26 protein-coding genes are annotated in these 25,868 nt (G+C 67.9%); 21 read left to right on the top strand and 5 right to left on the bottom strand.

All coding sequences use genetic code 11. The annotated features are described in order from the left end of the window. The first annotated feature begins 16 nt into the window (after nucleotides 1-16). From RT655_RS08010 to RT655_RS07985, 6 genes are read left to right on the top strand one after another with little or no spacing between them, the layout of a single operon-like run. Entirely contained in the window at nucleotides 17-1,111 is a 1,095-nt protein-coding gene (locus RT655_RS08010; protein WP_313535960.1) for a Gfo/Idh/MocA family oxidoreductase, read from the top strand. Beyond that, on the top strand, nucleotides 1,108-3,357 hold the full coding sequence (locus RT655_RS08005) for a glycoside hydrolase family 3 N-terminal domain-containing protein (protein WP_313535959.1): 2,250 nt from the start codon (nucleotides 1,108-1,110) through the stop codon (nucleotides 3,355-3,357). The genes RT655_RS08010 and RT655_RS08005 overlap by 4 nt, the downstream gene beginning before the upstream one ends. Then, nucleotides 3,357-4,700, top strand: coding sequence for a gluconate:H+ symporter (locus tag RT655_RS08000; protein ID WP_313535958.1), 1,344 nt, complete (start codon nucleotides 3,357-3,359; stop codon nucleotides 4,698-4,700). Before RT655_RS08005 ends, RT655_RS08000 begins: the two co-directional genes overlap by 1 nt. A 13-nt stretch (nucleotides 4,701-4,713) precedes the next feature. Next, nucleotides 4,714-5,766: an SMP-30/gluconolactonase/LRE family protein gene (locus RT655_RS07995; protein ID WP_313535957.1), complete on the top strand. Its 1,053-nt coding sequence runs from the start codon at nucleotides 4,714-4,716 to the stop codon at nucleotides 5,764-5,766. Between the two features lie 30 nt (nucleotides 5,767-5,796). Beyond that, a complete protein-coding gene (locus RT655_RS07990; RefSeq protein WP_313535956.1) occupies nucleotides 5,797-6,531 on the top strand; it encodes an NUDIX domain-containing protein in 735 nt (244 codons plus the stop codon). Further along, entirely contained in the window at nucleotides 6,528-7,259 is a 732-nt protein-coding gene (locus RT655_RS07985) for an extensin family protein (protein ID WP_313535955.1), read from the top strand. The genes RT655_RS07990 and RT655_RS07985 overlap by 4 nt, the downstream gene beginning before the upstream one ends. 6 nt (nucleotides 7,260-7,265) lie before the next feature. Here RT655_RS07985 and RT655_RS07980 read toward each other — a convergent pair whose 3' ends face one another. Next, nucleotides 7,266-7,817, bottom strand: coding sequence for a hypothetical protein (locus RT655_RS07980; protein ID WP_313535953.1), 552 nt, complete (start codon nucleotides 7,815-7,817; stop codon nucleotides 7,266-7,268). 467 nt (nucleotides 7,818-8,284) lie between these two features. Between RT655_RS07980 and RT655_RS07975 the strand changes: the two genes are divergently transcribed. Continuing rightward, nucleotides 8,285-8,770, top strand: a complete 486-nt coding sequence (locus tag RT655_RS07975; RefSeq protein WP_313535952.1) for a CHAP domain-containing protein — start codon at nucleotides 8,285-8,287, stop codon at nucleotides 8,768-8,770. On the opposite strand, the gene msrB is transcribed toward RT655_RS07975, so the two are convergent. Next, complete coding sequence (msrB, locus tag RT655_RS07970) at nucleotides 8,771-9,262, bottom strand: peptide-methionine (R)-S-oxide reductase MsrB (protein WP_313535951.1); 492 nt, start codon at nucleotides 9,260-9,262, stop codon at nucleotides 8,771-8,773. A 226-nt stretch (nucleotides 9,263-9,488) separates the two neighbouring features. Between msrB and RT655_RS07965 the strand changes: the two genes are divergently transcribed. The 3 genes from RT655_RS07965 to RT655_RS07955 are packed head-to-tail and all read left to right on the top strand — an operon-like array spanning nucleotide 9,489 to nucleotide 12,002. Further along, the gene (locus RT655_RS07965) at nucleotides 9,489-10,733 is read left to right on the top strand and encodes a DUF3419 family protein (protein WP_313535950.1); all 1,245 of its coding nucleotides are present in this window, start codon (nucleotides 9,489-9,491) and stop codon (nucleotides 10,731-10,733) included. Beyond that, entirely contained in the window at nucleotides 10,730-11,395 is a 666-nt protein-coding gene (locus RT655_RS07960) for a class I SAM-dependent methyltransferase (RefSeq protein WP_313535949.1), read from the top strand. Before RT655_RS07965 ends, RT655_RS07960 begins: the two co-directional genes overlap by 4 nt. Nucleotides 11,396-11,438: 43 nt before the next feature. After that, entirely contained in the window at nucleotides 11,439-12,002 is a 564-nt protein-coding gene (locus RT655_RS07955) for a Uma2 family endonuclease (protein ID WP_313535948.1), read from the top strand. 6 nt (nucleotides 12,003-12,008) lie between these two features. On the opposite strand, the gene hemA is transcribed toward RT655_RS07955, so the two are convergent. Further along, on the bottom strand, nucleotides 12,009-13,253 hold the full coding sequence (gene hemA, locus RT655_RS07950; RefSeq protein ID WP_313535947.1) for a 5-aminolevulinate synthase: 1,245 nt from the start codon (nucleotides 13,251-13,253) through the stop codon (nucleotides 12,009-12,011). 295 nt (nucleotides 13,254-13,548) lie between these two features. Here hemA and RT655_RS07945 point away from each other — a divergent pair, with 295 nt between their 5' ends. Further along, on the top strand, nucleotides 13,549-13,719 hold the full coding sequence (locus RT655_RS07945) for a hypothetical protein (protein WP_313535946.1): 171 nt from the start codon (nucleotides 13,549-13,551) through the stop codon (nucleotides 13,717-13,719). Nucleotides 13,720-13,722: 3 nt separating this feature from the next. On the opposite strand, the gene murI is transcribed toward RT655_RS07945, so the two are convergent. Next, nucleotides 13,723-14,520 carry a glutamate racemase gene (gene murI, locus RT655_RS07940; protein WP_313536927.1) on the bottom strand — a complete coding sequence of 266 codons (798 nt, stop codon included), beginning with the start codon at nucleotides 14,518-14,520 and terminating at the stop codon, nucleotides 13,723-13,725. 140 nt (nucleotides 14,521-14,660) lie between these two features. Between murI and plsY the strand changes: the two genes are divergently transcribed. Further along, the gene (gene plsY / locus RT655_RS07935; protein ID WP_313535944.1) at nucleotides 14,661-15,245 is read left to right on the top strand and encodes a glycerol-3-phosphate 1-O-acyltransferase PlsY; all 585 of its coding nucleotides are present in this window, start codon (nucleotides 14,661-14,663) and stop codon (nucleotides 15,243-15,245) included. Beyond that, on the top strand, nucleotides 15,238-16,317 hold the full coding sequence (gene dprA / locus RT655_RS07930) for a DNA-processing protein DprA (RefSeq protein WP_313535943.1): 1,080 nt from the start codon (nucleotides 15,238-15,240) through the stop codon (nucleotides 16,315-16,317). The genes plsY and dprA overlap by 8 nt, the downstream gene beginning before the upstream one ends. Nucleotides 16,318-16,321: 4 nt before the next feature. Here the strand turns inward: dprA and RT655_RS07925 are convergent, their stop codons facing one another. Then, on the bottom strand, nucleotides 16,322-17,707 hold the full coding sequence (locus RT655_RS07925) for a hypothetical protein (RefSeq protein ID WP_313535942.1): 1,386 nt from the start codon (nucleotides 17,705-17,707) through the stop codon (nucleotides 16,322-16,324). A gap of 187 nt (nucleotides 17,708-17,894) precedes the next feature. On the opposite strand from RT655_RS07925, the gene RT655_RS07920 reads away from it, so the two are divergent. The 8 genes from RT655_RS07920 (at nucleotide 17,895) to RT655_RS07885 (ending at nucleotide 25,859) form a co-directional block, all read left to right on the top strand. Next, nucleotides 17,895-18,506 (top strand): porin family protein, encoded by a 612-nt coding sequence (locus RT655_RS07920; protein WP_313535941.1) that lies wholly within the window; start codon nucleotides 17,895-17,897, stop codon nucleotides 18,504-18,506. A gap of 133 nt (nucleotides 18,507-18,639) precedes the next feature. Further along, the gene (gene yghU / locus RT655_RS07915) at nucleotides 18,640-19,539 is read left to right on the top strand and encodes a glutathione-dependent disulfide-bond oxidoreductase (RefSeq protein ID WP_313535940.1); all 900 of its coding nucleotides are present in this window, start codon (nucleotides 18,640-18,642) and stop codon (nucleotides 19,537-19,539) included. A gap of 107 nt (nucleotides 19,540-19,646) precedes the next feature. Then, nucleotides 19,647-22,247, top strand: a complete 2,601-nt coding sequence (gene topA, locus RT655_RS07910; RefSeq protein ID WP_313535939.1) for a type I DNA topoisomerase — start codon at nucleotides 19,647-19,649, stop codon at nucleotides 22,245-22,247. A gap of 181 nt (nucleotides 22,248-22,428) precedes the next feature. Then, nucleotides 22,429-23,193, top strand: a complete 765-nt coding sequence (locus tag RT655_RS07905) for an exonuclease domain-containing protein (protein WP_313535938.1) — start codon at nucleotides 22,429-22,431, stop codon at nucleotides 23,191-23,193. 129 nt (nucleotides 23,194-23,322) lie between these two features. After that, the gene (locus RT655_RS07900; protein WP_313535937.1) at nucleotides 23,323-23,775 is read left to right on the top strand and encodes a YbgC/FadM family acyl-CoA thioesterase; all 453 of its coding nucleotides are present in this window, start codon (nucleotides 23,323-23,325) and stop codon (nucleotides 23,773-23,775) included. A gap of 6 nt (nucleotides 23,776-23,781) precedes the next feature. Beyond that, nucleotides 23,782-24,468, top strand: a complete 687-nt coding sequence (tolQ, locus tag RT655_RS07895; RefSeq protein ID WP_093298119.1) for a protein TolQ — start codon at nucleotides 23,782-23,784, stop codon at nucleotides 24,466-24,468. 4 nt (nucleotides 24,469-24,472) lie between these two features. Further along, entirely contained in the window at nucleotides 24,473-24,913 is a 441-nt protein-coding gene (tolR, locus tag RT655_RS07890) for a protein TolR (RefSeq protein WP_313535936.1), read from the top strand. Between the two features lies 1 nt (nucleotide 24,914). Then, entirely contained in the window at nucleotides 24,915-25,859 is a 945-nt protein-coding gene (locus RT655_RS07885) for a cell envelope biogenesis protein TolA (protein ID WP_313535935.1), read from the top strand. Nucleotides 25,860-25,868 lie beyond the last annotated feature (9 nt).

Below are 25,868 nucleotides of genomic sequence, written 5' to 3'. Positions count from 1 at the left end.
GACGAGGAGGAGGATCATGGAAACGCGACGCGACGTGCTCGGCGGGATCGGCGCCGGGGTCTTGGCCAGTGCGCTCGGCGGATCGGCGGCGGCAGCGCCCAAGCGCAAGCTCGGCTATGCGATCGTCGGGCTGGGCTATTACGCCACCAAGCAGATCATGCCCAACCTCAAGGACTGCGAGTTCGCCGAGCTCAAGGCGCTGGTGAGCGGCACCCCCGCCAAGCTGGAGAAATACGGCGCCGAATACGGCATCCCCAAGACCCACCAGTACAGCTATGAGACCTACGACCGGATCCGCGACAATCCGGACATCGACATCGTCTATGTCGTGCTGCCGAACAGCATGCACGCCGAATACACGATCCGCGCGCACCAGGCCGGCAAGCATGTGATGTGCGAGAAGCCGATGGCGGTGTCGGTCGCCGAATGCCAGGCGATGATCGCCGCCGCCAAGAAGGCCGGCAAGAAGCTGATGATCGGCTATCGCTGCCATTTCGAGCCGTACAATCTCAAGGCCATCGAGACGGTGAAGTCCGGCGCGCTCGGCAAGCCGACGCTGATCTTCGCCGAGCACGGCTTCTACGCGGGCCCCAACCAGTGGCGGCTCGACAAGGCGCTGTCGGGCGGCGGATCGATGATGGACATCGGCATCTACAGCCTCAACGCCGCGCGCTATCTTGCCGGCGAGGAGCCGGTCGAGGTGACCGCCATGGAGTACACCGATCGCAGCGATCCGCGCTTCAAGACGGTGGAGGACCGGATCGACTGGCAGTTCCGCTTCCCCAGCGGGCTGATCGCCGATTGCGTGTCGAGCTACAGCTCGAACCACAATCACTACCGCGTCACCGGTCGGAAGGGCTGGGTCGAACTGGAGCCCGCCACCAATTACGAGGGGCAGGAGATGTGGACCCGGCTCGACGGCAAGCGCGAGCAGGTGGTGCTGCCCAAGCCGGCCAAGAACCAGTTCGTCCGCCAGCTCGACCATCTGCCCGAATGCATCATGAGCGGGCGCGAGCCGATCGTCTCGGGCGAGGAAGGCCTGCGCGACATGCGGCTGATCGAGGCGATCTACCGCGCGGCGCGCGAGCATCGGGCGATCACGCTGGCATGAAGCAGGCAAGCATGAATCGCCGGAATGTACTGGCGGCGGGCGCGATGCTCGCCGCTTCCGCCTGGACCCCTATCGCCCGCGCCGCGCGGCCGCTGGGAGCCGACCACCGTGCCCGCATCCAGGCGCTGCTCGGCCAGATGACGCTGGCCGAGAAGGTCGGGCAGATGAACCAGATCGCGGGCGGGCGGCAGAAGTCGCTCAATTCGAAGCTCGACGCGGCGATGCTCGACCGGGTGCGCAAGGGCGAGATGGGCTCGTTCCTCCACGTCGCCGGCGCCGAGCCGCTGCGCGACCTGCAGCGCGTCGCGGTCGAGGAATCGCGGCTCAAGATCCCGCTGCTCTTCGCGATGGACGTGATCCATGGCTATCGCACGATCCTGCCGGTACCGCTGGCGCTGGCGGCGAGCTGGGACCCGAAGGTCGCCGAACAGGCCGCGCGGATCGCGGCGGAGGAGGCCTGGGCGGCGGGGCTGCACTGGACCTTCACCCCGATGGTCGACGTCGCGCGCGATCCGCGCTGGGGCCGGGTGGTCGAAGGCGCGGGCGAGGATGCCTATCTGGGCAGCCGCATCGCCGAGGCGCAGGTCGCCGGCTTCCAGGGTGCGGATCTCGGCAAGGGCATGCGGATGATGGCCTGCGCCAAGCATTTCGTCGGCTATGGCGCCGCCGAGGGCGGGCGGGATTACGACAGCGCCGAGGTGGGGCCGCGCACCCTCAACGAAGTCTATCTGCCGCCCTTCCATGCCGCGGCGCGGGCGGGTGCGGGCAGCTTCATGACCGCGTTCAACGCACTCGACGGCGTGCCGATGACCGCGAACGCCGATCTGGTGCGCGGCTTCCTGCGCGGCCAGTGGCACTATCAGGGGCTGGTGGTGAGCGACTGGAACGCGATCCGCGAGCTGGTCAACCACGGCATCGCCGCCGATGCGCGCGAGGCCGCGGTGCTGGCGCTCAAGGCGGGCGTCGACATGGACATGGCGAGCGGCAGCTACGCCACCTACCTCGCGGAGGCCGCGACGGCGGACGCGAGCCTCGTGCCGTTGATTGACGAATCGGTGGGTCGCATCCTCGCGGCCAAGGCGCTGCTTGGGCTGTTCGATAATCCCTATGGCTTCGGCGATCCTGCGCGCGACAAGGCGCCGCTGCGGCGGACCGAGGCCCGCGATCTCGCCAAGCGCTCGGTGGTGCTGCTGCGCAACGAAGGCGCGGTGCTGCCGCTCAAGCCGGGCGCCAAGCTCGCCTTGATCGGCGCGCTGGCGGACGATGCCTCCTCGGCAATCGGGTCGTGGCGCGCGCGGGGTCAGGCTACCGACGCGCTGACGCTCAAGGCGGCGCTGGCGGGTGCCGACTATCAGCCCGGCACCGATGTCGCCGCTGCGGTTGATACGGCCAAGCGGGCGGACGTGGTACTCGTGGCGCTCGGCGAGGATTTCAATCGCACCGGCGAGGCGCGCAGCTATGTGGAGATCGGCCTTCCCGATGATCAGGCGGCGCTGCTGGAGGCGCTGAAGGCCACCGGCAAGCCGATCGTCACGATCCTGATGGGCGGCCGCCCGCTGGCGCTCGAACGCGAGCTGGCCGGGGTGCCCGCGGTGCTGCAGACCTGGCTGCTCGGCATCGAGAGCGGCCCGGCGATCGCCGAGATTCTCACCGGCAAGGCCACCCCCGGCGGTCGCCTGCCGATCGGGATGCCGCGCAAGACGGGGCAATCGCCCCAGAGCTACGCCCACCTGCCCACGGGCCGCCCGGCCAATCCGGACCTGGCGGTGGACAGCGCGCGCTATCACGATACCGAGATCGGCCCGCTCTTCGCCTTCGGCCATGGCCTCACCTATGGCGAGATCGCCTATGGCCCGCTGACCCTGAGTGGCGAGACGCTCGCGCCCGGGGGGCGGATCACCGCCACGGTGCAGGTCACCAATCGGGGTACGATGACGGTGGAGGAGGTGGTGCAGCTGTACGCCAACGACCCCGTCGCCGCGATTTCGCGGCCGGTGGCCGAGCTGCGCGGTTTCGCTCGCGTGCCGCTCAAACCGGGGCAGAGCCGTACGGTGCGCTTCACGCTCACCCCTGAGCAGTTCGCCTTCTGGCGCGACGGCAAATGGATCGTCGAGGCGGGCGACATCCGGCTGATGGCCGGCCCCTCCTCGGCAGACCTCAAGAGCGAGGCGAAGTTCCGCATCATCGCGGCGTCAGAAGGTCAGGTGCCTGCCGCGTCGCTTGCCACCAAAGTGGAGGTCGCGTGATGGGCGAGCCCTGGCATACGCTGCTCATCGTCGCGGGCAGCATCGCGACGGTCATCCTGCTGGTGCTGCGCCTCAAGCTCCAGCCCTTCGTCGCGCTGCTCCTGGTGGCGCTGGCGACCGGCCTCGTCTTCGGCAACGATCCGCAGGCGGTGATCGCCGCGATCAAGAAGGGCACGGGCGAAGCGCTCGGCTCGGTCGCAGTCGTGATCGGGCTGGGCGCAGTGCTGGGCGGGATGCTGGAGGCCTCGGGCGGTGTGCAGGCGATCGCGCGGCGGCTGCTCGATCTGTTCGGGGAGAAGCGCGTCCCCTGGGCGCTGACCGCGATCGGCATCATCATCGGCGTGCCGTTGTTCTTCGACGTCGCCTTCATCATCCTCGCGCCCTTGCTCACCACGCTGGCGGTGCGGGCGGAGCGGCGCGTCACCTATTTCGCGCTGCCGCTGCTCGCGGGCCTGATGACGATGCACGCGCTGCTGCCGCCGCATCCTGGGCCCGTTGCGGTCGCCGAGCTGCTGCATACCGATTATGGCCGGATGGCGCTCTACGGCCTGATCTGCGGCATCCCCTCGGCGATCCTTGCCGGCCCCGTCTTCGCGAAGCTGGCGCATGGTGCGCCCGGCTATGGCGCGATCGGGGCGCCGCCGATGCTCGACGAGGGCGCGCCGCAGACCAATGCCGTCGGCTTCGGCCCGGCGCTCGCCGCGATGCTGCTGCCGCTGGCGCTGATCCTGATCGGCACGGTGGCGAGCGAGGCGATGGCGCCGGGGCTGGTACGTTCGATCCTCGTGTTCCTCGGTCATCCCTTCACCGCGCTGATCCTCGCGGTGCTGGGCGCGATGGCGTGGCTGCGCTTCAAGGCGGGCGCGGGGTTCGAGACGCTCTCCAGGATCAGCACGCGCGCGCTGGAGCCGGCGGGGCTGATGGTGCTGATCATCGGCGCGGGCGCGGCCTACAAGGAAGTGCTGATCGACTCGGGCGCGGGCAAGCAGATCACCATGGCGGTGCAGGCAGCGCAGGTCTCGATTCCGGTGTTCGCCTTCCTGCTCTCCGCCTTCGTCCGCGTGGCGCAGGGGTCTGCGACGGTGTCGATGGTCACCGCGGCCGGTCTCGCCGCACCGCTGATCACTGCGGCCGGGCTGGGTCCGGATCGGATCGCGCTGGTCACCGTCGCGATCGGCGCGGGGGCGACCGTGGCAAGCCATGTCAACGACACCGGCTTCTGGCTGGTGAAGCAATATCTCGGCCTCACCGAAGCGCAGACCTTTCGCAGCTGGACCATCGGTGCCACCATCGCGGGACTGACCAGTTTCGCCATGGCGCTGCTGCTATGGCCGTTCGTCTGAGGGGATCCTGACCATGTTCGCCACCACCCGCCGCACCTTGCTGGGCGGCCTCGCCGCGCTGCCGCTGCTGCCGGGCATCGCCCGCGCAGCGGGGGCGGGGACGATCACCCGGCTCGATCCCGAGCTCGACACGCTGCTCGACATCGAGTCGCCGCTCGAGGTGATCGCCAGCGGCATCCAATGGGCCGAGGGGCCGGTTTGGATCCGCGACGGCGCGGTCTCGGGCGATGCGGCGGGCGGCGCGAGTGCGTTTGATCGCAGCTATCTGCTCTTCTCCGATGTGCCGGCGAACATCGCCTATCGCTGGGACGGCAAGGAGACCAAGCCGTTCCTCGTGCCGTCGGGGCTTGCCGGGCCGATTCCCAAAGGCGTGCGCGAGGCGGGATCGAACGGGATGATCCAGGGCCGCAAGGGCGAGCTGCTGATGGCGGACAGCGGCACCCGCGCGATCGCCGCCGTCGATCTGGAAACCAAGGAAAAGACGATCCTTGCCGGCAAGTTCGAAGGCAGGCGCTTCAACAGCTGCAACGATCTGGTGCAGGCGAAGAACGGCGCGATCTATTTCACCGATCCGCCCTATGGCTTCACCGAGGGCGACCAGTCGCCGCTCAAGGAACTGCCGTTCAACGGCGTCTACCGGCTCGACACCAACGGCACGGTGCACCTGATCGAATCGAAGCTCACCCGACCCAACGGCATCGGCCTCTCGCCCGACCAGCGTACGCTGTACGTGTCGGTCTCGGACGACGCGGCGCTGTTCACTTGGGCGTACAGCCTCGGCAGCGATGGGCTCGCGACCGGCCGCAAGCTGTTCCTCGATCACCGCGCGGGCGCTGCCAAGGGGCTGCCGGGGCACCCGGACGGCATGAAGGTGGCGGCGAGCGGTCACCTCTATGCCAGCGGCCCCGGCGGCATCCATGTCGTGGCCCCGGACGGGCGGCGGCTGGGATTGATCTCGACCGGCAAGAAGGCGGCCAACTGCTGCTTCGGCGAGGACGGCAAGACGCTGTTCATCACCTCCAGCGACCAGGTGCTCCGCCTGCGCTTGCGCGCCTCCGGCTGGTAAGCGGAGGCCGCCCGGCGTAGAGCCGGGGTGATGTCGCAAGTCGAAGCCATCCCTGCCGCCACCGTGATCGTGATGCGCGAGGTGGCGGGCGGCCCGCCCGAACTGCTGATGGTGGAGCGCTCGCGGGCGATGGCGTTCGCCGGCGGCGCGCTGGTATTTCCCGGCGGTCGGATCGACCCCGGCGATCATCTCCTGACCGACGGCCATGACGATGCCGCGGCTCGAGTCGCGGCGATCCGTGAGACGATCGAAGAGGCTGGGCTAGCGCTGGGGCTCGACGGTGCTGCCGATCGGCTCGCGACGCTGCGTAGCCGACTCCATGGGGGTGAGCCCTTCGCGACGCTGCTGACAGAGGCCGGGCTGGCGCTGGATCTGGACGCGCTGGTGCCGTTCGCGCGCTGGCTGCCTTACGGCCTGCCGCACCGGGTGTTCGACACCCGCTTCTACCTCGCCCGCGCGCCGGAGGGGGCGGCGCCGCAGGTCGACGGCAGCGAGAATGTCCGGTTGTGCTGGATCACCGCGCAAGGCGCGCTGAATCTGGCCGATCGCGGCGAGGCGATGGTGATCTATCCCACCCGGCGCAATCTGGAACGGCTGGCGTTGTTCGACGGTTTCGACTCGGCGATGGCCCATGCCCGCCGCTTTCCGATCGCGCCGATCACCCCCTTCGTCGAGTCGCGCGACGGCGTCGACTGGCTCTGCATCCCGGAGGGGCTCGGTTACCCCGTCACCGCCGAACGGATGGATCGCGCGGTGCGGGCGTGAAAGCGCTCAAGCAGACGATCTGGGTGCTGCTGGTCTTCGCGCTGATCGCCGGGGGCGCGCTGCTCCTGCTGATGTGGACCCGCAGTCGCCCGCAGGACGTGCCCTGGACCCCGCTCGACCTGTCCCAGCCGATCGGTGCCTTTACCGGCCGTAAGCTGGCAGGGCTGGGGAGCGATGATGGGCAGTGCCGCGCGCTGCTCACCCAGGCGGGCGTGCGCTACGAGAAATTGGCGCCCGTCCAGCGGCAGGGCGAATGCGGCTATGCCAATGGCGTGCGCTTCACCAGTGGCGGATCGCGGACGATCGCGTTCAGCCCGGCGTCGCTCGGCATGGCCTGCCCGGTCGCGGCGGGGCTTGCGCTGTGGGAATGGAATGTCGTCCAGCCCGAGGCGCAGAAGCTGTTGGGATCCCGTGTCGTGCGGATCGAGCATTTCGGCAGCTATTCGTGCCGCCGCATGTACGGCCGGACCACCGGCGACTGGAGCGAGCATGCCAAGGCCAATGCCGTCGACATCGCGGCCTTCGTCCTGGCGGACGGTCGGCGGGTGAGCGTGCTGGGGGACTGGAAGGGGGAAGGGGACAAGCCCGCCTTTCTGCGCGCGGTACGCGACGGCGCCTGCCGGCTGTTCGCGACGGTGCTGTCGCCCGACTATAATGCCGCCCACCGCGACCACCTCCATCTCGACCAGGCTGCACGCGGCGAGATGGGGTGGCGGGCCTGCCGCTGAGCGAACTCAGTTCGGCAGGGCGTTGGTGTCGATCTTCTCGACCCATTGCGGGAAGAAGCTCGGCTGACGGTTCGACCAGCCCGAGGCGGTCGCCGCGGCTTCGCTGATCGACTGGAGCAGCTTGCGGCGGAGGTCCGGGTGGAGGTGCGGCAGCGCAGAGGCGGAGCAGAAGGCGGCCGGCAGCCAAGGCCGTACTTCGGCACCGAGCAACCGCTCGTAGAGGAAGCGATAGGCCGAGAAGCTGGTCAGCCGGCCCTGGCCGAGGTCGAACGCCGAGAGGGTTACCAGCGGTGCCATGAACGGCTCGATACCGCCGAGGTCGCTATCGTTCGGCATCATCGCGCGAAGGTCCTTGAGGCGCTCATAGATGCGCGCCTGCGCGCGGATGCTGGCGGCTTCGACCACGTCGCGCGACCAGCGCGAGAGCGCGTCGTCGCGCTCGAGGCCAACGTCGAGCGACCGGCGCACATAGCGCTGGGTGCCGGCGGCGAAACCCGCGAATTCCTTCATCTCTGCCAGCGCCATCGCGCCTTCGGCCGGTTTTGCTCGTGCAGCCATCGTAACGTCTCCCGCTCGGGTTCCTTTTGCCCGGTAGAGAGGATCATGCTCCGCACTGGTTAACGCAGAGCTTAATGACCCCCTCCGTATCCCCACGGGCATTGGACCCTAAAATGTGCTGCGACGCAACATTGGTTTGCGACGAAGCGATGACACTAGGGGATCTCCCGTAGGATCATGAATTCGGGCCGTATTTTCCCTTAGGCGCCTAACCGCATACCATTTTGAGCAATCGGTTGCGCGCCGCGGGGCAAGATGTGTTTCGAGGCAGGTTCCGCCGTTCAGAAACCGTTCAGCGCACCTCGTCGGCGCATTCCAACGGTTCGTCGGATCGGCCAACCGCAGGGGTGTACGGCCGTCCTATAGTTTGGCTAGCAACCCTCATCCACTTCCTTTCCTGACCGGGGGGTCCAAAGATGTTCACTCGTTTCGCAGCGCGTTTTGCGCTGATGGCGGCGTGCGCCCTGATGACTGTCGTTCCCGCTCAGGCGAAGGGCACCTTCTGGCAGTGCGTCACGTTCGCCCGCCAGGCCTCGGGCGTCGAGATCCGCGGCAATGCCTGGACCTGGTGGGACCAGGCCGCCGGCCACTACCAGCGCGGCGAGACCCCCAAGGTCGGCGCGGTCATGTCCTTCCAGCGTACCGCGCGCATGCCGATGGGCCATGTCGCGATGGTTTCGCAGGTTGTCAGCGCGCGTGAAGTACTGCTCACCCACGCCAACTGGTCGACCCCGGGGGCGATCGAGCATGACGTCCGCGCGGTGGACGTGTCGGCCGCCGGCGACTGGAGCGAAGTGCGCGTGTGGTACGGCCGCACCGCCAGCCTCGGCCTTTCGGCCTATCCGGTGAACGGCTTCATCTATCCGGACGCCGCGCCGGCCAGCGACTGGGCCAATGTCCAGGTCGCGGCGCTCAGCCTGCCGACTTTGACCCAGATCGCCTCGATCAACTGATCAACCGCGCGGCGTGAAGCGCAGCGCCACCCCGTTCATGCAATAGCGCTTGCCGGTCGGCTTCGGCCCATCGTCGAAGACATGTCCGAGATGGCTGCCGCAGCGGCGGCACAATATCTCGGTCCGCTCCATCCCCAGGCTGCGATCGCTCCGCGACACCACCGCACCGGCCAGCGGCTGATAGAAGCTGGGCCAGCCGGTCCCGCTGTCGAACTTGGTGGCGGAGTCGAACAGCGGCAATGCACAGCCGGCGCAGCCGAACACGCCCTTGCGATGCTCTTTGTTGAGCGGGCTGGTGAAGGGATATTCGGTCCCGCCATGCCGCAGCACATTATACGCGGCCGGGCTCAGCTTCTTCTTCCATTCGGCGTCGGTCAGCTTGAACGGGAAATTGGGGAGCGGCGCGGCGGGGGCGCTGCTGCACGCAAACAGCGGCAGGGCGATGGCCCCGGCTCCGGCGGCGGCGAGCAACTGGCGGCGATCGATCGACATGGCGAACCTCTTGGAATGATGGTCTCGATATAGGTTCGGTGCGCGCGACCGAAAGGTTGCAGCACGCCGGCCCTTTCTTTCCATCGTCCCGCTGCGGCAGGTCGCAGGGTGAAGGATTGATTTCCGGGGGCTGCTGTCACAAGGCTGCAAAGCTTTTGTCACAGGGGGTGTGGGGAGCTTGTTCGGCGGGGCGCCGGACGGGCTGGTTCGCCGGGAGTCGTTTCGAATGCCATCTATCGCCAAGTCGCCGAAGAACGATGCGGTCCGGGGTGCGGTGCACCGCCACGAACATCTTTCCAAGGAAGGCATCCTCGAGCGCGCCTTCACCTTCGCGTTCCGCGGCCTGGTCTATGCCCAGATCTGGGAAGACCCGGTGATCGACATGGAAGCGCTGCAGATCACCCCCGACAGCCATATCGTCACGATCGCCTCGGGCGGCTGCAACGTCTTTTCCTATCTGACGGCGAACCCCGCGAAGATCACCGCGGTGGACCTCAACCCGGCGCATATCGCGCTCAACAAGCTCAAGCAGCAGGCGGCGCTGCGGCTGCCCGACTATGAGTCGTTCCATCGCTTTTTCGGCCTGGCCAACCGGCCGGAGAATATCGACGCGTACAAGACCTATCTGCGCGGCAGCCTCGACGAGAGCGCGCGCGCCTATTGGGACGGCCGCGCCCCCAACGGCGTGCGCCGGATCAACGGCTTCAAGACCGGCTTCTATCGCCAGGGGCTGCTTGGCCGGCTGATCGGCTTTGTCCATTGGCTGGGTCACCGCTACGGCATCGATCCCAAGGAGATCCTCGCTGCCAAGACCATCGAGGAGCAGCGCCACATCTTCGAGACGCGCTTCGCGCCGTTCTTCGACAAGAAGCTGCTGCGCTGGATGGTAGACCAGCCCGCCGCCCTGTTCGGCTTCGGCATCCCGCCCGCGCAGTACGACCTGCTCAAGATCGACGATCAGGAAGGCATCACCGGTGCGCTGCGCAGCCGCCTGCGCAAGCTCGCCTGCGACTTCGATCTCAAGGACAATTTCTACGCCTGGCAGGCCTTCGGTCGCGGCTATGGCGAGCATGAGGGCGCGCCGCTGCCGCCCTATCTCGAGCGCAAGAATTACCAGCTCGTGCGCGACCGCGCCGACCGCGTCGAGATCCGCCACACCAACTATGCCGATTATCTCGAGTCGATGCCGGCGCAGTCGCTCGATCGCTACATCCTGCTCGACGCGCAGGACTGGATGACCGACGAGCAGCTGACCCGGATCTGGACCGAGATCACCCGTACCGCCAAGCCCGGCGCGCGCGTGCTCTATCGCACGGCTGCGGTGCCGGACGTGGTCCGCGGCCATATCCCCGACGAGTTGATGAACCAGTGGGAATATGAGGATCAGGCCAAGCTCGACGACTGGACCCGCCGCGACCGGTCGTCGGTCTACGGTGCGACCCATGTCTGGACGCTGAAGCCGCACGCATGAGCGCCAAGGCCGGAGCAGGCGATCAGAAGGGGCTGATGGATGCGACCTATGCGCTCCATCGCCACTTCTACGATCTCACGCGCAAATTCTACCTGCTCGGCCGCGACCGGCTGATCCGCGAGCTGGCGCCGCCGTCGGGCGGCACGGTGCTGGAGGTCGGCTGCGGCACGGCGCGCAATCTGATCGTCGCCGCAAAGCGCTGGCCTGATGCCCGCTTTTACGGCTTCGACATCAGCGAGGCGATGCTGGATACCGCGCGCAAATCGGTGGCCAAGCACGGGCTTTCGGACAAGATCACACTGGCGCAAGGCGATGCCGGGGCATTCGACGTCCACGCGCTGTTCGGGCTTAGCCAAGTCGACCGCGTGTTCATGAGCTACACGCTGTCGATGATCCCGCCCTGGAAGGAAGCGATTGCGCTGGGGGCGAAGGCGCTGGCGCCGGGCGGCAGCCTCCACATCGTCGATTTCGGCCAATACGAGCGCCTGCCGGGCTTCGCCAAGCGCTTCCACTTCAAGGAACTCAACGCCTTCCACGTCTATCCGCGTGCGGATCTTCGGGACGTGGTGGAAGCCATCGCGGCGGAGCAGGGGATGACGGCCGCGTTCCGCGCGTCGCTGCGCGGCTATACCTGGAGCGCGGTGCTCAGGCGACCTGCCTGAGCGCTATCGCTTCGGGAATACCTGCCGTGCTACACTACGCAGCATGAACCAGCAGGTCCGCCTCGCATCCAACAAGGAGTGGGCGTCGCCGTTCACGGCGGACGATTTCCTGCACATGCTCGAACTGGGGGCGTTCGAGGGGATGCGAGCGGAACTGGTCCGGGGGGGAATCGAAAAGATGATGCCGGCCGACTGGTCGCATGGCGAGCTCAATGCGCGCCTGATCGGATTGCTCTTCCCGTTGACGCGGGCAGCTGAGGCGAAAGTCGGTACCGACGTCGTTATCCAAATCGACGTGCATACAGTTCGCGCGTTCGACATTGCCGTTCTGAGACCCGGCGCGGCGCCGCAAAAGGCACTGCGGGGCGAGGAAGTGCTGTTCGCCATTGAAGTCGCGGAGACGACGCAAAAGCGCGATCTTGGCGAGAAGCGCGACGATTACGGAAGGGCGGGTATTCCGGCCTATTGGGTGGTCGACATCGTCGGCCAAGTCACCCATTGCTTCGTGCTCGACGCCAGCGGCGGCGCCTATGGCGAGGCCGTCATCGTGCCGTTCGGCCAGCCGATGGACGTGCCCGGCCTCGCTGGCCGGATCACCATCGCCTGACGGCGCTTACGCCGCCAGGCGCAACTCCAGCCTGCCCCAGATCTCGACCAGCGCATCCACCAGCTCGCGCATCATCGCTTCGTCATGCGACGGGCCGGGGGTGAAGCGCAGCCGCTCGGTGCCGCGGGGCACCGTCGGATAGTTGATCGGCTGCACGTACACGCCATACTCAGCTAGCAGCACGTCGCTGATTTTCTTGGCCTTCACCGGATCGCCCACCATCAGCGGCACGATATGCGTGGTGGACGGCAGCACCGGCAGCCCGGCGTCGTTCATCAGCTGCTTGAGCATCGCCGCGGCCGCCTGCTGGCCCTCGCGCTCGACGCTCGAGCTCTTCAGATGGCGCACGCTCGCCAGTGCGCCGGCGACCAGCACGGGGGACAGGGAGGTGGTGAAGATGAAGCCGGGGGCATAGCTGCGGATCACGTCGATGATAACCTGGTCGGCCGCGATATAGCCGCCCATCACGCCGAACGCCTTGCCCAGCGTGCCCTCGATAATCGTCAGCCGGTCCGCGAGTCCCTCGCGATCCGAGATGCCGCCGCCGCGCGGGCCGTACATGCCCACGGCATGGACCTCGTCGAGATAGGTCAGCGCGTTGTACTTGTCCGCCAGATCGCAGATTTCGGCGATCGGCGCGATATCGGCGTCCATCGAATAGACGCTCTCGAACGCGATCAGCTTGGGCACCGAGGGATCGTCGGCGGCGAGCAGTTCCTCGAGGTGCGCGAGATCGTTGTGGCGCCACACCCGCTTCTCGCAACCCGAATTGCGGATGCCGGCGATCATCGAAGCATGGTTGAGCTCGTCCGAATAGACGATGCAGCCCGGCATCACCTTGGCGAGCGTCGACAGCGTCGCCTCGTTCGAGACATAGCCCGAGGTGAACAGCAGCGCATTCTCCTTGCCGTGCAGGTCGGCAAGCTCATGCTCGAGGTCGATGTGATAATGGGTGTTGCCGCCGATGTTGCGCGTGCCGCCCGAGCCCGCGCCGACATCGTGCAGCGCCTCTTCCATCGCCGCGATCACCTTGGGATGCTGCCCCATGGCGAGATAATCGTTCGAGCACCACACCGTGATCGGCTTGGGCCCATTGTGACCGGCGAAGCAGCGCGCGTTGGGAAACATGCCCTTGTTGCGCAGGATGTCGATGAAGACCCGGTAGCGCCCCTCGGCATGGAGGCGGTCGATGGCCTGGGTGAAGACCCGCGTATAGTCGATCGCGGGTGCGGATGCGTCTTGGCGCTGCATGGAAGTGATCTCTACGCCTTAATTTCCGGCATTTCCAGCACGGGAACCACCGTATGGAATTGGGGTCGCTTCCCGGGCAGGCATGTGCCCCTTCGGCCACAAATAGGGCCGGGCTGCGGCGAATGCAGCATTTGGCATGATGAAGATTCTTCCGCTCGGTGATCGATGCTTGCGCAAGATCAGGGATGAGAAGCCGCTTTTGTGGTAAAGAAACGGTATCGCGGACGACTCGGGGCGCCAGCATGTCCGCGGCTGAGAGACGATCGATCTCCCGCTTGGCATCGGAGAGCGGCCCATGGCGAAGAACGACATCGAATATTTTGAGCGGCGCGCGCGGCAGGAGCGCGAGCGTGCCGGCAAGTGCGATGACAGCAGTGCGCGGCGCGTCCACCAGGAAATGGCGGAGCGCTACACCGCAAAGATCGCAGTGCGCGATCCGCAGGCAGTCGTCGGCGATTTCGCCTGAGGCCTAGAGCGTCTCGATTCGGCTCAGCCCGTAGCGGGCGAGCATCGGGGCAAGCGCGTCCGCACGATGATCGCGCGCGGTGAACACCGCGCGGCCGGGGGGAAGGTCGGTGGGCCAGCTTTGCGCGCGGGTTAGGTAGGCGACTCGGCGCGCGATGCCGGGGCCGCCGTCAACGAATTGCACGCCTTCCGGCGCGACCGCGCGCATCTCCGGCGCCAGCAACGGAAAATGGGTGCACGCATTGACGATCACGTCGATGCGGTCGCCGCCGGGCTGGTGAAACAGGCCGCCGAGTTCGTTGGCGACTGCATCGAGCGCGATCACCTCGCCCGCCAGCTTGGCTTCCGCGAGTTCGACCAGCGCGGCCGAGCCGTGGCGCAGCACCGTGCAGTCGCCGGCGAATCGCGCGGCGAGATCGTCGACATAGGGCTGGCGCACCGTCGCTGCGGTACCGAGCACGCCGATCGTGCGGGTGCGGCTGGTCTCCGCCGCGGGCTTGATCGCCGGGACGGTGCCGACGATCGGCAGGTCGAGCGCGGCGCGCACGTGCTGGAGCGCAATCGTCGAGGCGGTGTTGCAGGCGATCACGATCAGCCGCGGGTCATAGCGTTCCGCCAGCCGCCCGAGCAGCGCCGGCACCCGCGCGGCGATCTCCGCCTCGCTCTTGGTGCCATAGGGAAACCCCGCCGAATCGGCGACATAGACCAAAGGCGCCTGGGGGAGCAGCGCGGTGGTGGGCCCGAGCACCGACAGCCCGCCGACACCGGAATCGAAGAACAGCACGGGACGACGATCGGCCATGCGCCCGCCATGGCCGACGCGCGGCGCCAGCGTCAACAACGCGGGCGCCTGCACGCTGATGCAGATCATTGCGTTCGGGTAAGGGATGCGGCTAAACGGAGGAACGAAAGGGGGCCGCTTTGCCCACGGAAGTTCCATGGATGGCCCCGGCCGGGGCCTTGTTGCTCGGTTATCTGCTCGGTTCGATCCCATTCGGGGTGCTGCTTACGCGCGCCGCGGGGGCGGGGGACCTGCGCCAGATCGGATCGGGCAATATCGGCGCGACCAACGTGCTGCGTACCGGCCGCAAGGGCCTCGCGGCGGCGACGCTGTTGCTCGATATGGCGAAGGGCGCGGTGGCGGTGCTGCTCGCCGCGGCCTTCCTGCCCGGCACCGCCGCGCTGGCGGCAACGGCGGCGTTCCTTGGTCATTGCTATCCCGTCTGGCTCAAGTTCCGCGGCGGCAAGGGCGTGGCGACGTTGATGGGCGTGGTGCTCGCGCTCTACTGGCCGTCGGGCCTGGTCTATGCGGCGGTATGGTTGGGGCTGTTGGCGACGGTACGGATCTCCTCCGTCTCCGGGATGGCGGCGGCGGTGAGCGCACCGGTGAGCGCGGCCTTTTTCGGCCAGCTCGATCTGGTGCTGATGCTGCTGGCGCTGGCGCTGATCGTGCTGTGGAAGCACCGCGAAAATATCGACCGGCTGCTGAGCGGGACCGAACCCAGGGTCGGCAGCAAGCGTGGCTGACGGGCGGGAGCCGCGGCTGAGGCTGCTGCGCTCCGCCAATGTCGGTCCCGTCTCCTATGCCCAGCTGATCGCCCGCTTCGGCACCGCCGAGGCGGCGCTGGACGCGCTGCCGATGCTCGCCGCCCGCGGGGGCGGGCGGGCGCCGCAGATCGCCGATGCCGCCGCGGTGCGGCGCGAGATCGCCGCGGTCGAGCGGCTCGGCGCGCGCTACCTGTTCCTCGACGATCCCGCCTATCCGCCGTTGCTCGCCGAACTCGACAATGCGCCGCCCGCGCTGATCCTGCGCGGCGACACCGCGCTGCTGGAACGGCCGTGCATCGCGATGGTGGGCGCGCGCAACGCCTCGGCGGCGGCGTGCCGCTTCGCGCGCCAACTCGCCATCGGGCTGGTCGAGCAGGGCGCCACGGTGGTCTCCGGCCTGGCGCGCGGCATCGACACGGCCGCGCACCAGGGCGCGCTCGCCGGCGGCACGGTGGGGGTGATCGCCAGCGGCATCGACATCGTCTTCCCACCCGAGAATGCCGAGCTGCAGGAGCGCGTCGCGCGGCAAGGCCTGCTCGTCACCGAGCAGCCGCCGGGTACCGAGCCGCTGGCGCGCTTCTTCCCGGCGCGCAACCGCATCATCGCCGGGCTGTCGCTGGGCACGGTGGTGGTCGAGGCGGCGCCGCGCTCGGGCAGCCTGATCACCGCGCGGATCGCCGCCGAGGCGGGGCGCGAGGTGATGGCGGTGCCCGGCTCGCCGCTCGATCCCCGCGCGCAGGGCTGCAATCTGCTGATCCGCGAGGGCGCGATCCTGGTGCAGTCGGCGGACGATATCTGGGAGCAGGTGCGGCCGATCGACGCGCGCGTGGTGCGGGCCCCCGGCGACCGTTTTGGCGGCGCGCCCCCGGAGGACGCCAGCGATGTCGATCGCCGTCGGGTGACCGGGCTGCTCGGTCCGGTGCCGGTCGGCGTGGACGAACTGATCCGCCAGTCCGGCTGCGCACCCGCGGTGGTGCAGACGGTGCTGCTCGAGCTGGAACTGGCCGGGCGGCTGGATCGGCATGCCGGGGCCCGGGTATCCTTGCGCTAGCGCCTCAGCGCAGTCCGAATGCCTGCAGATAATAGGCGCCCACGCCGTCGCCGATCAGCAGCTGTCCCGGCCCTAGCCGCCCCACCAGATAGGCAGCCCCGACCAGCAGCGAGAAGAGGACCGAAACCGTCGCCAGCACCGCGGTACAGCGCGGCCCGGGTGCCGGCCCGCCGCGACCGGCGAGGATCAGCCCGGAGAAGGCGAGGAACTCGAACAGCGGGTAGAAATCGAGCCGGTAGCGGAAGTTCATGCTCACCGCGCACAGCATCAGCCCGGCCGGAATCGACAGTCCCAGCGCGACCGCGACGCCGCGGGCGCGGTCGGCGTTCGCGTGGCGCATCCAGCCCAGGATCGCCAGCGCGCCCAGCGCCAGCAACAGCGGATCGGTCAGCAGGAAGCTGCTGGGCGGCAGCTCGGCGGCGTCGATCCATTTGGCGCGGGTGGCGTCCAGCAGCAGCTGCCCGTCGGCGCCCTGCAGCACCCAGATCGGCGCGAAATAATAGACCAGCCCGAACGGCACCCGGTGGAGGTTGAACAGGCCCTGTTCCGCCATCCGCACCATTCGGTCCGGATACCAGGCATTATAGTTGTAGTAGTGATAGTCGGCAAAGGTGAAGGGGTCGCCCCAGCGACCGATATTCACCCCGGCGGTGATCAGGCCGAACAACACCAGCAGCAGCACCGGCAGGCCGGCAGCGGCAAGCCCGTTGCGTAGGTCCGCGCGGCTGCGCACCATTTCGACGAGCAGCACGCCGCCGAAGGCGGCGACCAGCCCGATGCCGAGCGACACCCGCGTCAGCATTGCCAGCCCGGCGACCAGCGCCATCACCAGCAGCGCCCCGCGCCCCAGCCCGCGCAGCTGGGCGTGGATCGCCGCGGCGACGAAAAGGGCCCCCCACAGCGCCGCCCACAGGCACACCTCCTGATAGAGGCTGAAGCGCAGAAAGCAGGTTTGCGCGCCGGAGAGGAGCAGCACCACCAGCGTCGCCCGGTACAGCCAGTCAGGGAGGGCGGGCAGTTCGCGCCGGATCAGCCGTATCGTCCACAGCTTGGTGGCAACCATGCCGGCAAGCGCGACGAGGCAGGAGCCGATCGTGAAGTCGAGCATCCGCCAGCCCGGAAACAGCGTCATCGGCAATCGCAGCAGCGCCGGAAGAATTCCCCAATAGGCCATGACCTGGCCGTTGATGGTGAACCCCTCGCGGCCGACGATCCTCGGGTCGACGTCGAAGCGCCCGTGGAGCAGATGGTCGAGCATCGAATTGAAGGTGAGCTCGAGCGGGTGCACCTCGCGCGGTACCAGCGCCAGCGCATAGCAGGCCAGCACCGCGCCCAGCGCAAGCAACAGCGGGCGAACGATATGGCGAGGCGAGAACGGGCCGGCGGGCATGCCACGGCTTTGCCGTGTCGGACGGCTGACAGCAAGCGAAGGGAGGCGACGCTACGGCACGAGCGCATCTTCAAGGTGTTGCATCATTGCCACGGTCGACCCCCTTTTCTGCCGCATCGCGGAAACCTTTCTCGGCTGACGGGTTACGGCGAAGGCAAAACCCCTCCAATCCAAGGGATGTACTAGTATGCGTTCAGCGTTCATCGTCGCCATCGCGGCACTCGGCTTCACCGCCACGGCCGCCCAGGCCCAGGACACCGCCACCAGCAGCAACGGCACCAGCTTCCGCGGCATCCGCATCGAAGCCAATGCCGGCGGCGATCGGTTCCAGTCGCAGGGCAACCACAACGACAAGTTCGGCTACGGCGGCACCGTCGGCTTCGACGGCCAGATCGGCGATCGCATCGTGATCGGCGCCGAGGGCAGCTACTGGCGCGCCAATGAGTGGAACGAGAATTGCTCGTCCGCGGGCGTCAACGCCACCGTCTGCCACAAGTCGTTCGACGAATATGGCGCCGCGGTCCGCGCGGGCGTGCTCGCCACCCCGCAGCTGCTCATCTTCGCCAAGGGCGGCTATGTCAGCAACGAGCAGCGCAAGCGCGTCGATGCGCCGGCTGGCGGCTATTATGACCACTTCCGCACCGACGGCTACCAGGTCGGCGGCGGCGTCGAATACTCCTTCACCGGCGAAGAGACCCGCATGCCGGTCTATGCGAACGTCCAGTATGTCCGTTCGCAGTATAACGACCACACCGCGCGTCAGCGCGTGATGGCCGGCGTCGGCATCCGCTTCCGCTAAGCGGCGCAAGCATCGCTGCAAAGGGCCGGGCGCGGCGACAAGCTGCGCCCGGCCCTTTGTCGTGGGCGGGGCTGGCAACGCGCGGTTCGCGCCCTACATGCCGCCGGCAACGCTTCCCCGAGGAGACACGAGCATGGCCGACGCCCCCGATCCCGCCAACAACCTTCCCGCCGGCTATGTCCCGCCCCAGGTGTGGGAATGGGCGCCCGGCAACGGCGGCCAGTTCGCCAACATCAACCGCCCGATCTCGGGCGCGACGCACGAGAAGGCGCTGCCGGTCGGCCGCCATCCGATCCAGCTCTACTCGCTCGGCACGCCCAACGGGCAGAAGGTGACGATCCTGCTCGAGGAACTGCTCGCCGCCGGCCATGCCGGCGCCGAGTATGACGCCTGGAAGATCAGCATCGGCGAGGGCGATCAGTTCGGCAGCGGCTTTGTCGCGATCAACCCCAACTCGAAGATCCCGGCGATGGTCGATCATTCGGTCGCGCCGGCGCTGCCGATCTTCGAGAGCGGCGCGATGATGCTCCATCTGGCCGAGAAGTTCGGTGCCTTTCTGCCGACCGACACCGCCAAGCGCGCGCAGACGCTCAGCTGGCTGATGTGGCAGATGGGTTCGGCGCCGTTCCTCGGCGGCGGCTTCGGCCATTTCTTCGCCTATGCGCCGATCAAGATCCAGTATGCGATCGATCGCTATGCGATGGAGGCCAAGCGCCAGCTGCACGTGCTCGACACGCATCTGGCGAGCAGCCGCTACATGGTGGGCGACGAATACACGATCGCGGACATGGCGATCTTCCCCTGGTACGGCGCGGTGGTGCGCGGCGAAACCTATCCCGGGGCGGACGTGTTCCTGAACGCGCAGGAATATCCGAACCTGCTGCGCTGGGCCGCCGAGATCGCCGAACGCGAGCCCGTGCGGCGCGGCCGTCTGGTCAATCGCGGCACCGGCCCCGAGGACCAAAGCGTGCCCGAGCGCCACGACGCGAAGGATATCGACATGGTGCTGGCGCGGATTGGCGCCACCGCCTGAGCCCAGGCTCTCCCCGCCCGCAGGTCGGGTGGGGAGAGCAGGCTTGACGCGCTGCAACGTCCCCCCCCACCTTACACGCGTACACGTAGGGATCGATCGAACACCTCATGCAGCTTGTCATCGTAGAGTCGCCGGCCAAGGCGAAAACCATCGAGAAGTATCTCGGCAAGGATTACCGCGTCCTCGCCAGCTATGGCCATGTCCGCGATCTGCCGGCGCGCGACGGGTCGGTAAATCCCGACGAATCGTTCGCGATGGAGTGGGAAACCTATGCGGACAAGTCGAAGCAGCTGAAGGCGATCACCGACGAGGCCAAGAAGGCCGATCGTCTGATCCTCGCGACCGACCCCGATCGCGAAGGCGAGGCGATCAGCTGGCACGTCCAGGAAGTGCTGCGCAACAAGAAGGCGCTCCCCAAGGAGGTCGAGCGCGTCACCTTCAACGCGATCACCAAGCCCGCGATCCTGCACGCGATGGAGCATCCGCGCGAGCTGGATACCGACCTGATCGACGCCTATCGCGCCCGCCGCGCGCTCGATTATCTCGTCGGATTCACGCTCTCGCCGGTGCTGTGGCGCAAGCTGCCCGGCGCCAAGTCGGCCGGCCGCGTCCAGTCGGTTGCGCTGCGGCTGATCGTCGGGCGCGAGCGCGAGATCGAAAGCTTCGTCGCGCAGGAATATTGGTCGGTCATCGCCGAGATGGAATCGGACGGCACGCCGTTCCAGGCGCGCCTCGTCAAGTGGAAGGGCGAGAAGCTCGACCGGCTGTCGATCGGCGACCAGGGCAGCGCCGAGGCCGCCAAGAAGGCGGTCGAGGAAGGCCGCTTCACCGTCGTCGCGGTCGAGACCAAGCCGGCGATGCGCAACCCGCCGCCGCCCTTCACCACCTCCACGCTCCAGCAGGAGGCCGCGCGCAAGCTCGGCTTCTCGGCCAGCCACACGATGCGGATCGCGCAGGCGCTCTACGAGGACGGCGCGATCACCTATATGCGTACCGACGGCGTCCAGATGGATCCCTCGGCGATCCAGGCGGCGCGCAAGGCGGTGGCCGATCGCTATGACGGGTCGTACGTGCCGGACAAGCCGCGCCAGTATCAGACCAAGGCGAAGAACGCCCAGGAAGCCCACGAGGCGATCCGCCCCACGGACTTCAGCAAGGACCGCGCCGGCTCGGGCGACCATGCCAAGTTGTACGACCTGATCTGGAAGCGCGCACTCGCCAGCCAGATGGCCTCGGCGCGCATGGAGCGCACCACCGTCGATCTGGCGGACGGCACCGGCCAGCATGGCCTGCGTGCGACTGGCCAGGTGGTGCTGTTCCCCGGCTATCTCGCGCTCTACGAAGAGGGCAAGGACGACGAGGGCGACGAGGACAGCCGCCGCCTGCCGCGCATGAGCGAAGGCGCGTCGCCCGCCAAGAAGGCGGTCAACGCCGAGCAGCACTTCACCCAGCCGCCGCCGCGCTTCTCCGAAGCCTCGCTGGTCAAGCGTCTGGAAGAGCTCGGCATCGGCCGGCCTTCGACCTATGCCTCGATCATCCAGGTGCTCAAGGACCGCGCCTATGTGCGGGTGGAGAAGAACCGCTTCTTCGCCGAGGAAAGCGGCCGCCTGCTGACCGCGTTCCTCGAGCGCTTTTTCGAGAAGTACGTCTCGTTCGACTTCACCGCCGAGCTGGAGGAAGAGCTGGACGATGTGTCCGGCGGCCGCGCGGCGTGGCAGGCGGTGCTGGAAGCCTTCTGGCGCGACTTCAAGCCGCGCACCACCGAGGTGATGGAGCAGAAGCCCTCCGACATCACCGCGGCGCTCGACCAGTTCCTGGAGCCCTATCTGTTCCCCGCCAAGGCGGACGGCAGCGACCCGCGGCTCTGCCCCAATTGCGGCGTCGGCAAGCTGGCGCTGCGCGGCGGCCGGTTCGGCGCGTTCGTCGCGTGCTCGAACTATCCGGAGTGCAAGTACACCCGTCGCTTCGGCCAGCCGGGCGGCGAGGGGAGCGAGGATACGGGTCCGGAAGTGCTGGGCCAGGACCCCGAGACCGGGCTCAATGTCGAGCGCAAGTCCGGCAGGTTTGGGCCGTATATCCAGCTCGGCGAGGGCAAGGATGCGGCGCGCGCGTCGATCCCCAAGGACGTCGATCTCGATCTCGAATGGGCGCTCAAGCTGCTCAAGCTGCCGCGCACGATCGGCGATCATCCGGAGAGCGGCAAGCCGATCACTGCGTCGATCGGGCGCTACGGACCCTATCTGGCGCATGACGGCAAATATGCGAGGCTGCAGTCCACCGCGGACGTGTTCGAGACCGGCATGAACGCGGCGGTGGTCAAGCTGGCCGAGGCGGCGGCGGGCGGTGGCAGGCCCGCACGCGGCGCGGCGCGCGAACCGCTCAAGGTCTTCGGCAAGCATCCGCGCACCGAGGCCGAGATCAAGCTGATGGAAGGCCGCTACGGCGCCTATCTCACCGACGGCGAGACCAACGCGACGCTGCCCAAGACGATCGACAAGGACGCGCTGACGCTGGAGGAAGCTGCCCAGCTGATCGACGCCAAGGCGGCGATGGGGCCGGTCAAGGGGAAGGCGAAGAAGAAGGCGCCGGCCAAGAAGGCCGCGGCGAAGAAGCCGGCGGCCAAGGCTGCGGCGGGCGAGAAGGCGACGACGGCTAAAAAGCCTGCCGCGAAGAAGACGCCGGCCAAGAAGAAGGCGGCTGCGGAGTAGCCTTACTCAAGCCCCTCCCCTTCAGGGGAGGGGTTGGGGTGGGGCAGTGTCTCACCGACACCAACCTCTGTCCTGGAATCCCTCCACCCTCAAGCCCCTCCTCCGAGGAGGAGGGGCTTGAGGGAGGCGGCCCCCGCGCTTTCGGCTGGCAATTCCCCCCGAAAACCCCCACATCGCCCGCATGGCGCCGCCACCTCCTTCGATCATCCGTGTCATCGACCTCGAAACCACCGGCGACAAGCCGCCCGCCCACGCCGTGTGCGAGATCGGCTGGCAGGACGTCGCGCTCGGCGCCGATGGCCGCTGGGAGCTGCAGGGCGAGGGCGGCAACCGCCTCGTCAATCCGGGGCGCGGCATCCCGCCGCTGACCATGGCGATCCACCATATCCGCGACGAGGATGTGGCCGACGCGCCCTATTGGCACGATGTCGCGCGTCCGATCCTCGATCCCTGGCCGCGCCGCGTCGCGCTCGCCGCGCACCGCGCCACCTTCGAGGAGCAGTTCTGCACCCCCGCGCTCACCCGCGGCGCCGACTGGATCTGCACCTGGAAATGCGCGCTGCGGCTGTGGCCGGACAGCCCGGGCTTCTCCAACCAGATGCTGCGCTATTGGCGCCGGCCCGAGGGCATGGAGCATGAACGCGGCCTGCCCGCACACCGGGCGTTCCCCGACGCCTATGTGACCGCGCACCACCTGCGGGACATGCTCAACGAGGCGAGCGTCGCGCAGCTGATCGAATGGTCCAGCCAGCCGGGCCTGCTGCCGCGCGTCCGCTACGGCCCGGATCGCGGCAAGGAATGGAGCGAGATCTCCGAGAATTCGCTCGAAGGCTTCCTCACCGATCGCGACGAGGACGTGCGGTTCACCGCCGAGACCGAGCTGTCGCGCAGGCGCGGCGGTGCGCCGGTGGGGCGCGGGAGCTCGACGCAGCGGCTGTTGTTCTAAGATCCTCCCCGTGCCGGGGAGGATGAGCAAACACCCCGCTTTGAGAGGATCGGCAAAGTCCTTCCACCTACAAAAGGTTAGCCCCTTTGGGGTTCCGCTGGGGCATCCCCTCCGCTAGGAGGCGAGGCGATGACCCGCAGCGACCAAGCCCCTGCCGGCCGGCTCGACGGCCGTGAGCACCGCTTTGCGCTGCGCGTCTATTTCGAGGACACCGATCTCACCGGCGTCGTCTACCACGCCAATTACCTGCGCTACATGGAACGTGCCCGATCGGACATGCTCGACGTCGCAGGCATCGATCAGCGCGCGGTGTTCGAAGCGGGCGGCGGGGCCTATGCGGTCGCCGGGCTCGACATTCGTTACCGCGCGCCGGCGAAACTCGGCGACACGTTGGTGGTTGTCAGCAGACTGACCCGATTGCGCGCCGCCGTCGTCACTATTCAGCAAAGAGTCATGCGGGACGAAACCATAGTCGCCGAAGCAACCGTGGAGGTGGCGTTCGTCGCCCCCGGCGGTCGTCCGCGGCGGCAACCGGCCGAATGGCTGGCCGCGTTCGAACCGCTCGTGTGGAAGGAGAGTTAAGCGTCCATGCCGTCCGTCTCAACCGGTGCCGTCCTGTCGCCGATCCATCTGTTCCTGGAAGCCGACATCGTCGTGAAGCTGGTCATGATCGGCCTGCTGCTCGCCAGCCTGTGGACCTGGACGATCATCGTCGGCTTCGCGCTGAAGGTCAGCGGGCTGCGCAAGGAGATGCAGCGCTTCGAGACCGAATATCGCGAGGCGGATGATTTCGACGAATTCCACCGCCGCGCCGCCGGCCGCGACCAGCCGATTGCGCGCGTGTTCGCCGCCGGAGTCAGCGAATGGCGCCGCTCGACGGCAGGCAAGACGATCGACCGCGAAGGTACGCGCGAGCGCCTCGCCACGGCGATGGGCGCGACCGTCGCGATGGAGATCGACCGTCTTTCGGATCGGCTGAACTTCCTCGCCACGGTCGGTTCGGTTGCACCCTTTGTGGGCCTGTTCGGCACCGTCTGGGGCATCATGCGCAGCTTCACCGGCATCGCCGCAGCGCAGAGCTCGTCGCTCGCCGTCGTGGCACCCGGCATCGCGGAAGCGCTGTTCGCCACCGCGATCGGCCTGTTCGCCGCCATCCCGGCGGTGATCGCCTACAACCGCTACAGCCATGCCGTGAATCGCGTCGAGGCGCGCCTGAACCGCTTCGCCGACGGCTTCCACGCGACGCTCAGCCGCCGCCTGGAGATGGAGGGCTAAGCCGATGGCCATGCACCTCCCCTCCGGCAAGGGCCGCGGCCGCCGCACGCCGATGGCCGAGATCAACGTAACGCCGTTGGTCGACGTGATGCTGGTGCTGCTGATCATCTTCATGGTCACCGCGCCGCTGCTCACCGCCGGCGTGCAGGTGAACCTGCCCGAGAGCCGTGCCAAGGCGCTCGACCAGGAGCAGAAGCCGGTCCAGATCTCGATCGACGACAAGGGCCAGGTGTTCATCGATACCGACGCGGTGAGCGATGCCGAGCTGCCGGCCAAGCTGGAAGCGATCGCCGCCAAGAAGGGCCCCGACGGCAAGCCCGCCGCCATCTATCTGCGCGGCGATACCGCGCTCGGCTATGGCAAGGTGATGCGGGTGATGGGCGAGCTCAACCAGGCCGGCCTCAACAAGGTGTCGCTGCTCACCGAGCCGAGCGACCAGCGCTGACGTGAGCGAGTCCATCGACCGTAGCGAGCGGATCGGGCTCGGCGTATCCATTGCGGCGCATGCCGCGGTGTTCGCCGCGCTCGTGCTCAGCTTCGCGAAGACGCCGCCGCAGGAACCGCCCAAGGCGATCCCGATCGACATCTCGCTCGCCGACAAGGTCGGGCTGGAAAGCAGCGCGCCGGTGCCGACCCACGAGGAACTGGCCGCCAAGAAGTCGCCGGTCGAAGCGCCGGTGGAGCCCGAGGCTGCGCCGCCGCCCTCGCCGGAACCGCAGCCGCAGCCCAAGCCGCAGCCCGCGCCGCCACAGCCCCAGCCGGCGCCGCAACCCAAGCCGCAGCCGCCCCAGCCCAAACCCGCGCCGGCCGAAAAGCCGCAGCCCAAGCCCAAGCCGGCGCCCGCCGAGAAGCCGCAACCGGCCAAGCCCGCCCAGCCTGCCAAGCCGGCACCGCCGTCCAAGGCCGCGCCCGCCAAGCCGAGCAACGCGCCCGCGCAGAGCGCCGCCACCGGCAGCGCGCGCCGCCCGGTCAAGCCGACCGGCAATCTGGCCGGGCTCGATCTCGGCCGCTCGAACAACAAGACTGCCAGCACGTCGCTGCAGAACCCCGGCAGCAAGGCCTCGGCCGAAGACGTGGCGAGCTTCCGCGGCGCGATCGCGCGGCAGATCCAGCCCTGCGCCAACCGCCAGGTCACCCCCGGGCCGGGCGCCGAGCGCATCCGTGTGCTGCTGCGGGTGAACTTCAATCCGGATGGCTCGCTGGCGGGCGATCCGGACATTACCGGCGTACAGGGGAACGATGCGACCAATGGTCGGTATGTGGAGCGGGTGAAGGATCTGGCGATCGCCACCTTCAAGGGCTGCACGCCGATCCGTGGGCTGCCCGCCAATCTCTACGCCGTGCCGAGCGGCTGGAAGAGCCTGGCGTTCAGCTACAAGCTGCCTGGATGAGGATAAAGC

The sequence above is a fragment of the Sphingomonas sp. genome, assembly GCF_032114135.1.
Classification (GTDB): Bacteria; Pseudomonadota; Alphaproteobacteria; order Sphingomonadales; family Sphingomonadaceae; genus Sphingomonas.
The sequence above is the reverse complement of the archived record's forward strand: the minus strand, read 5'-3'. Positions and strand labels throughout refer to the sequence as shown.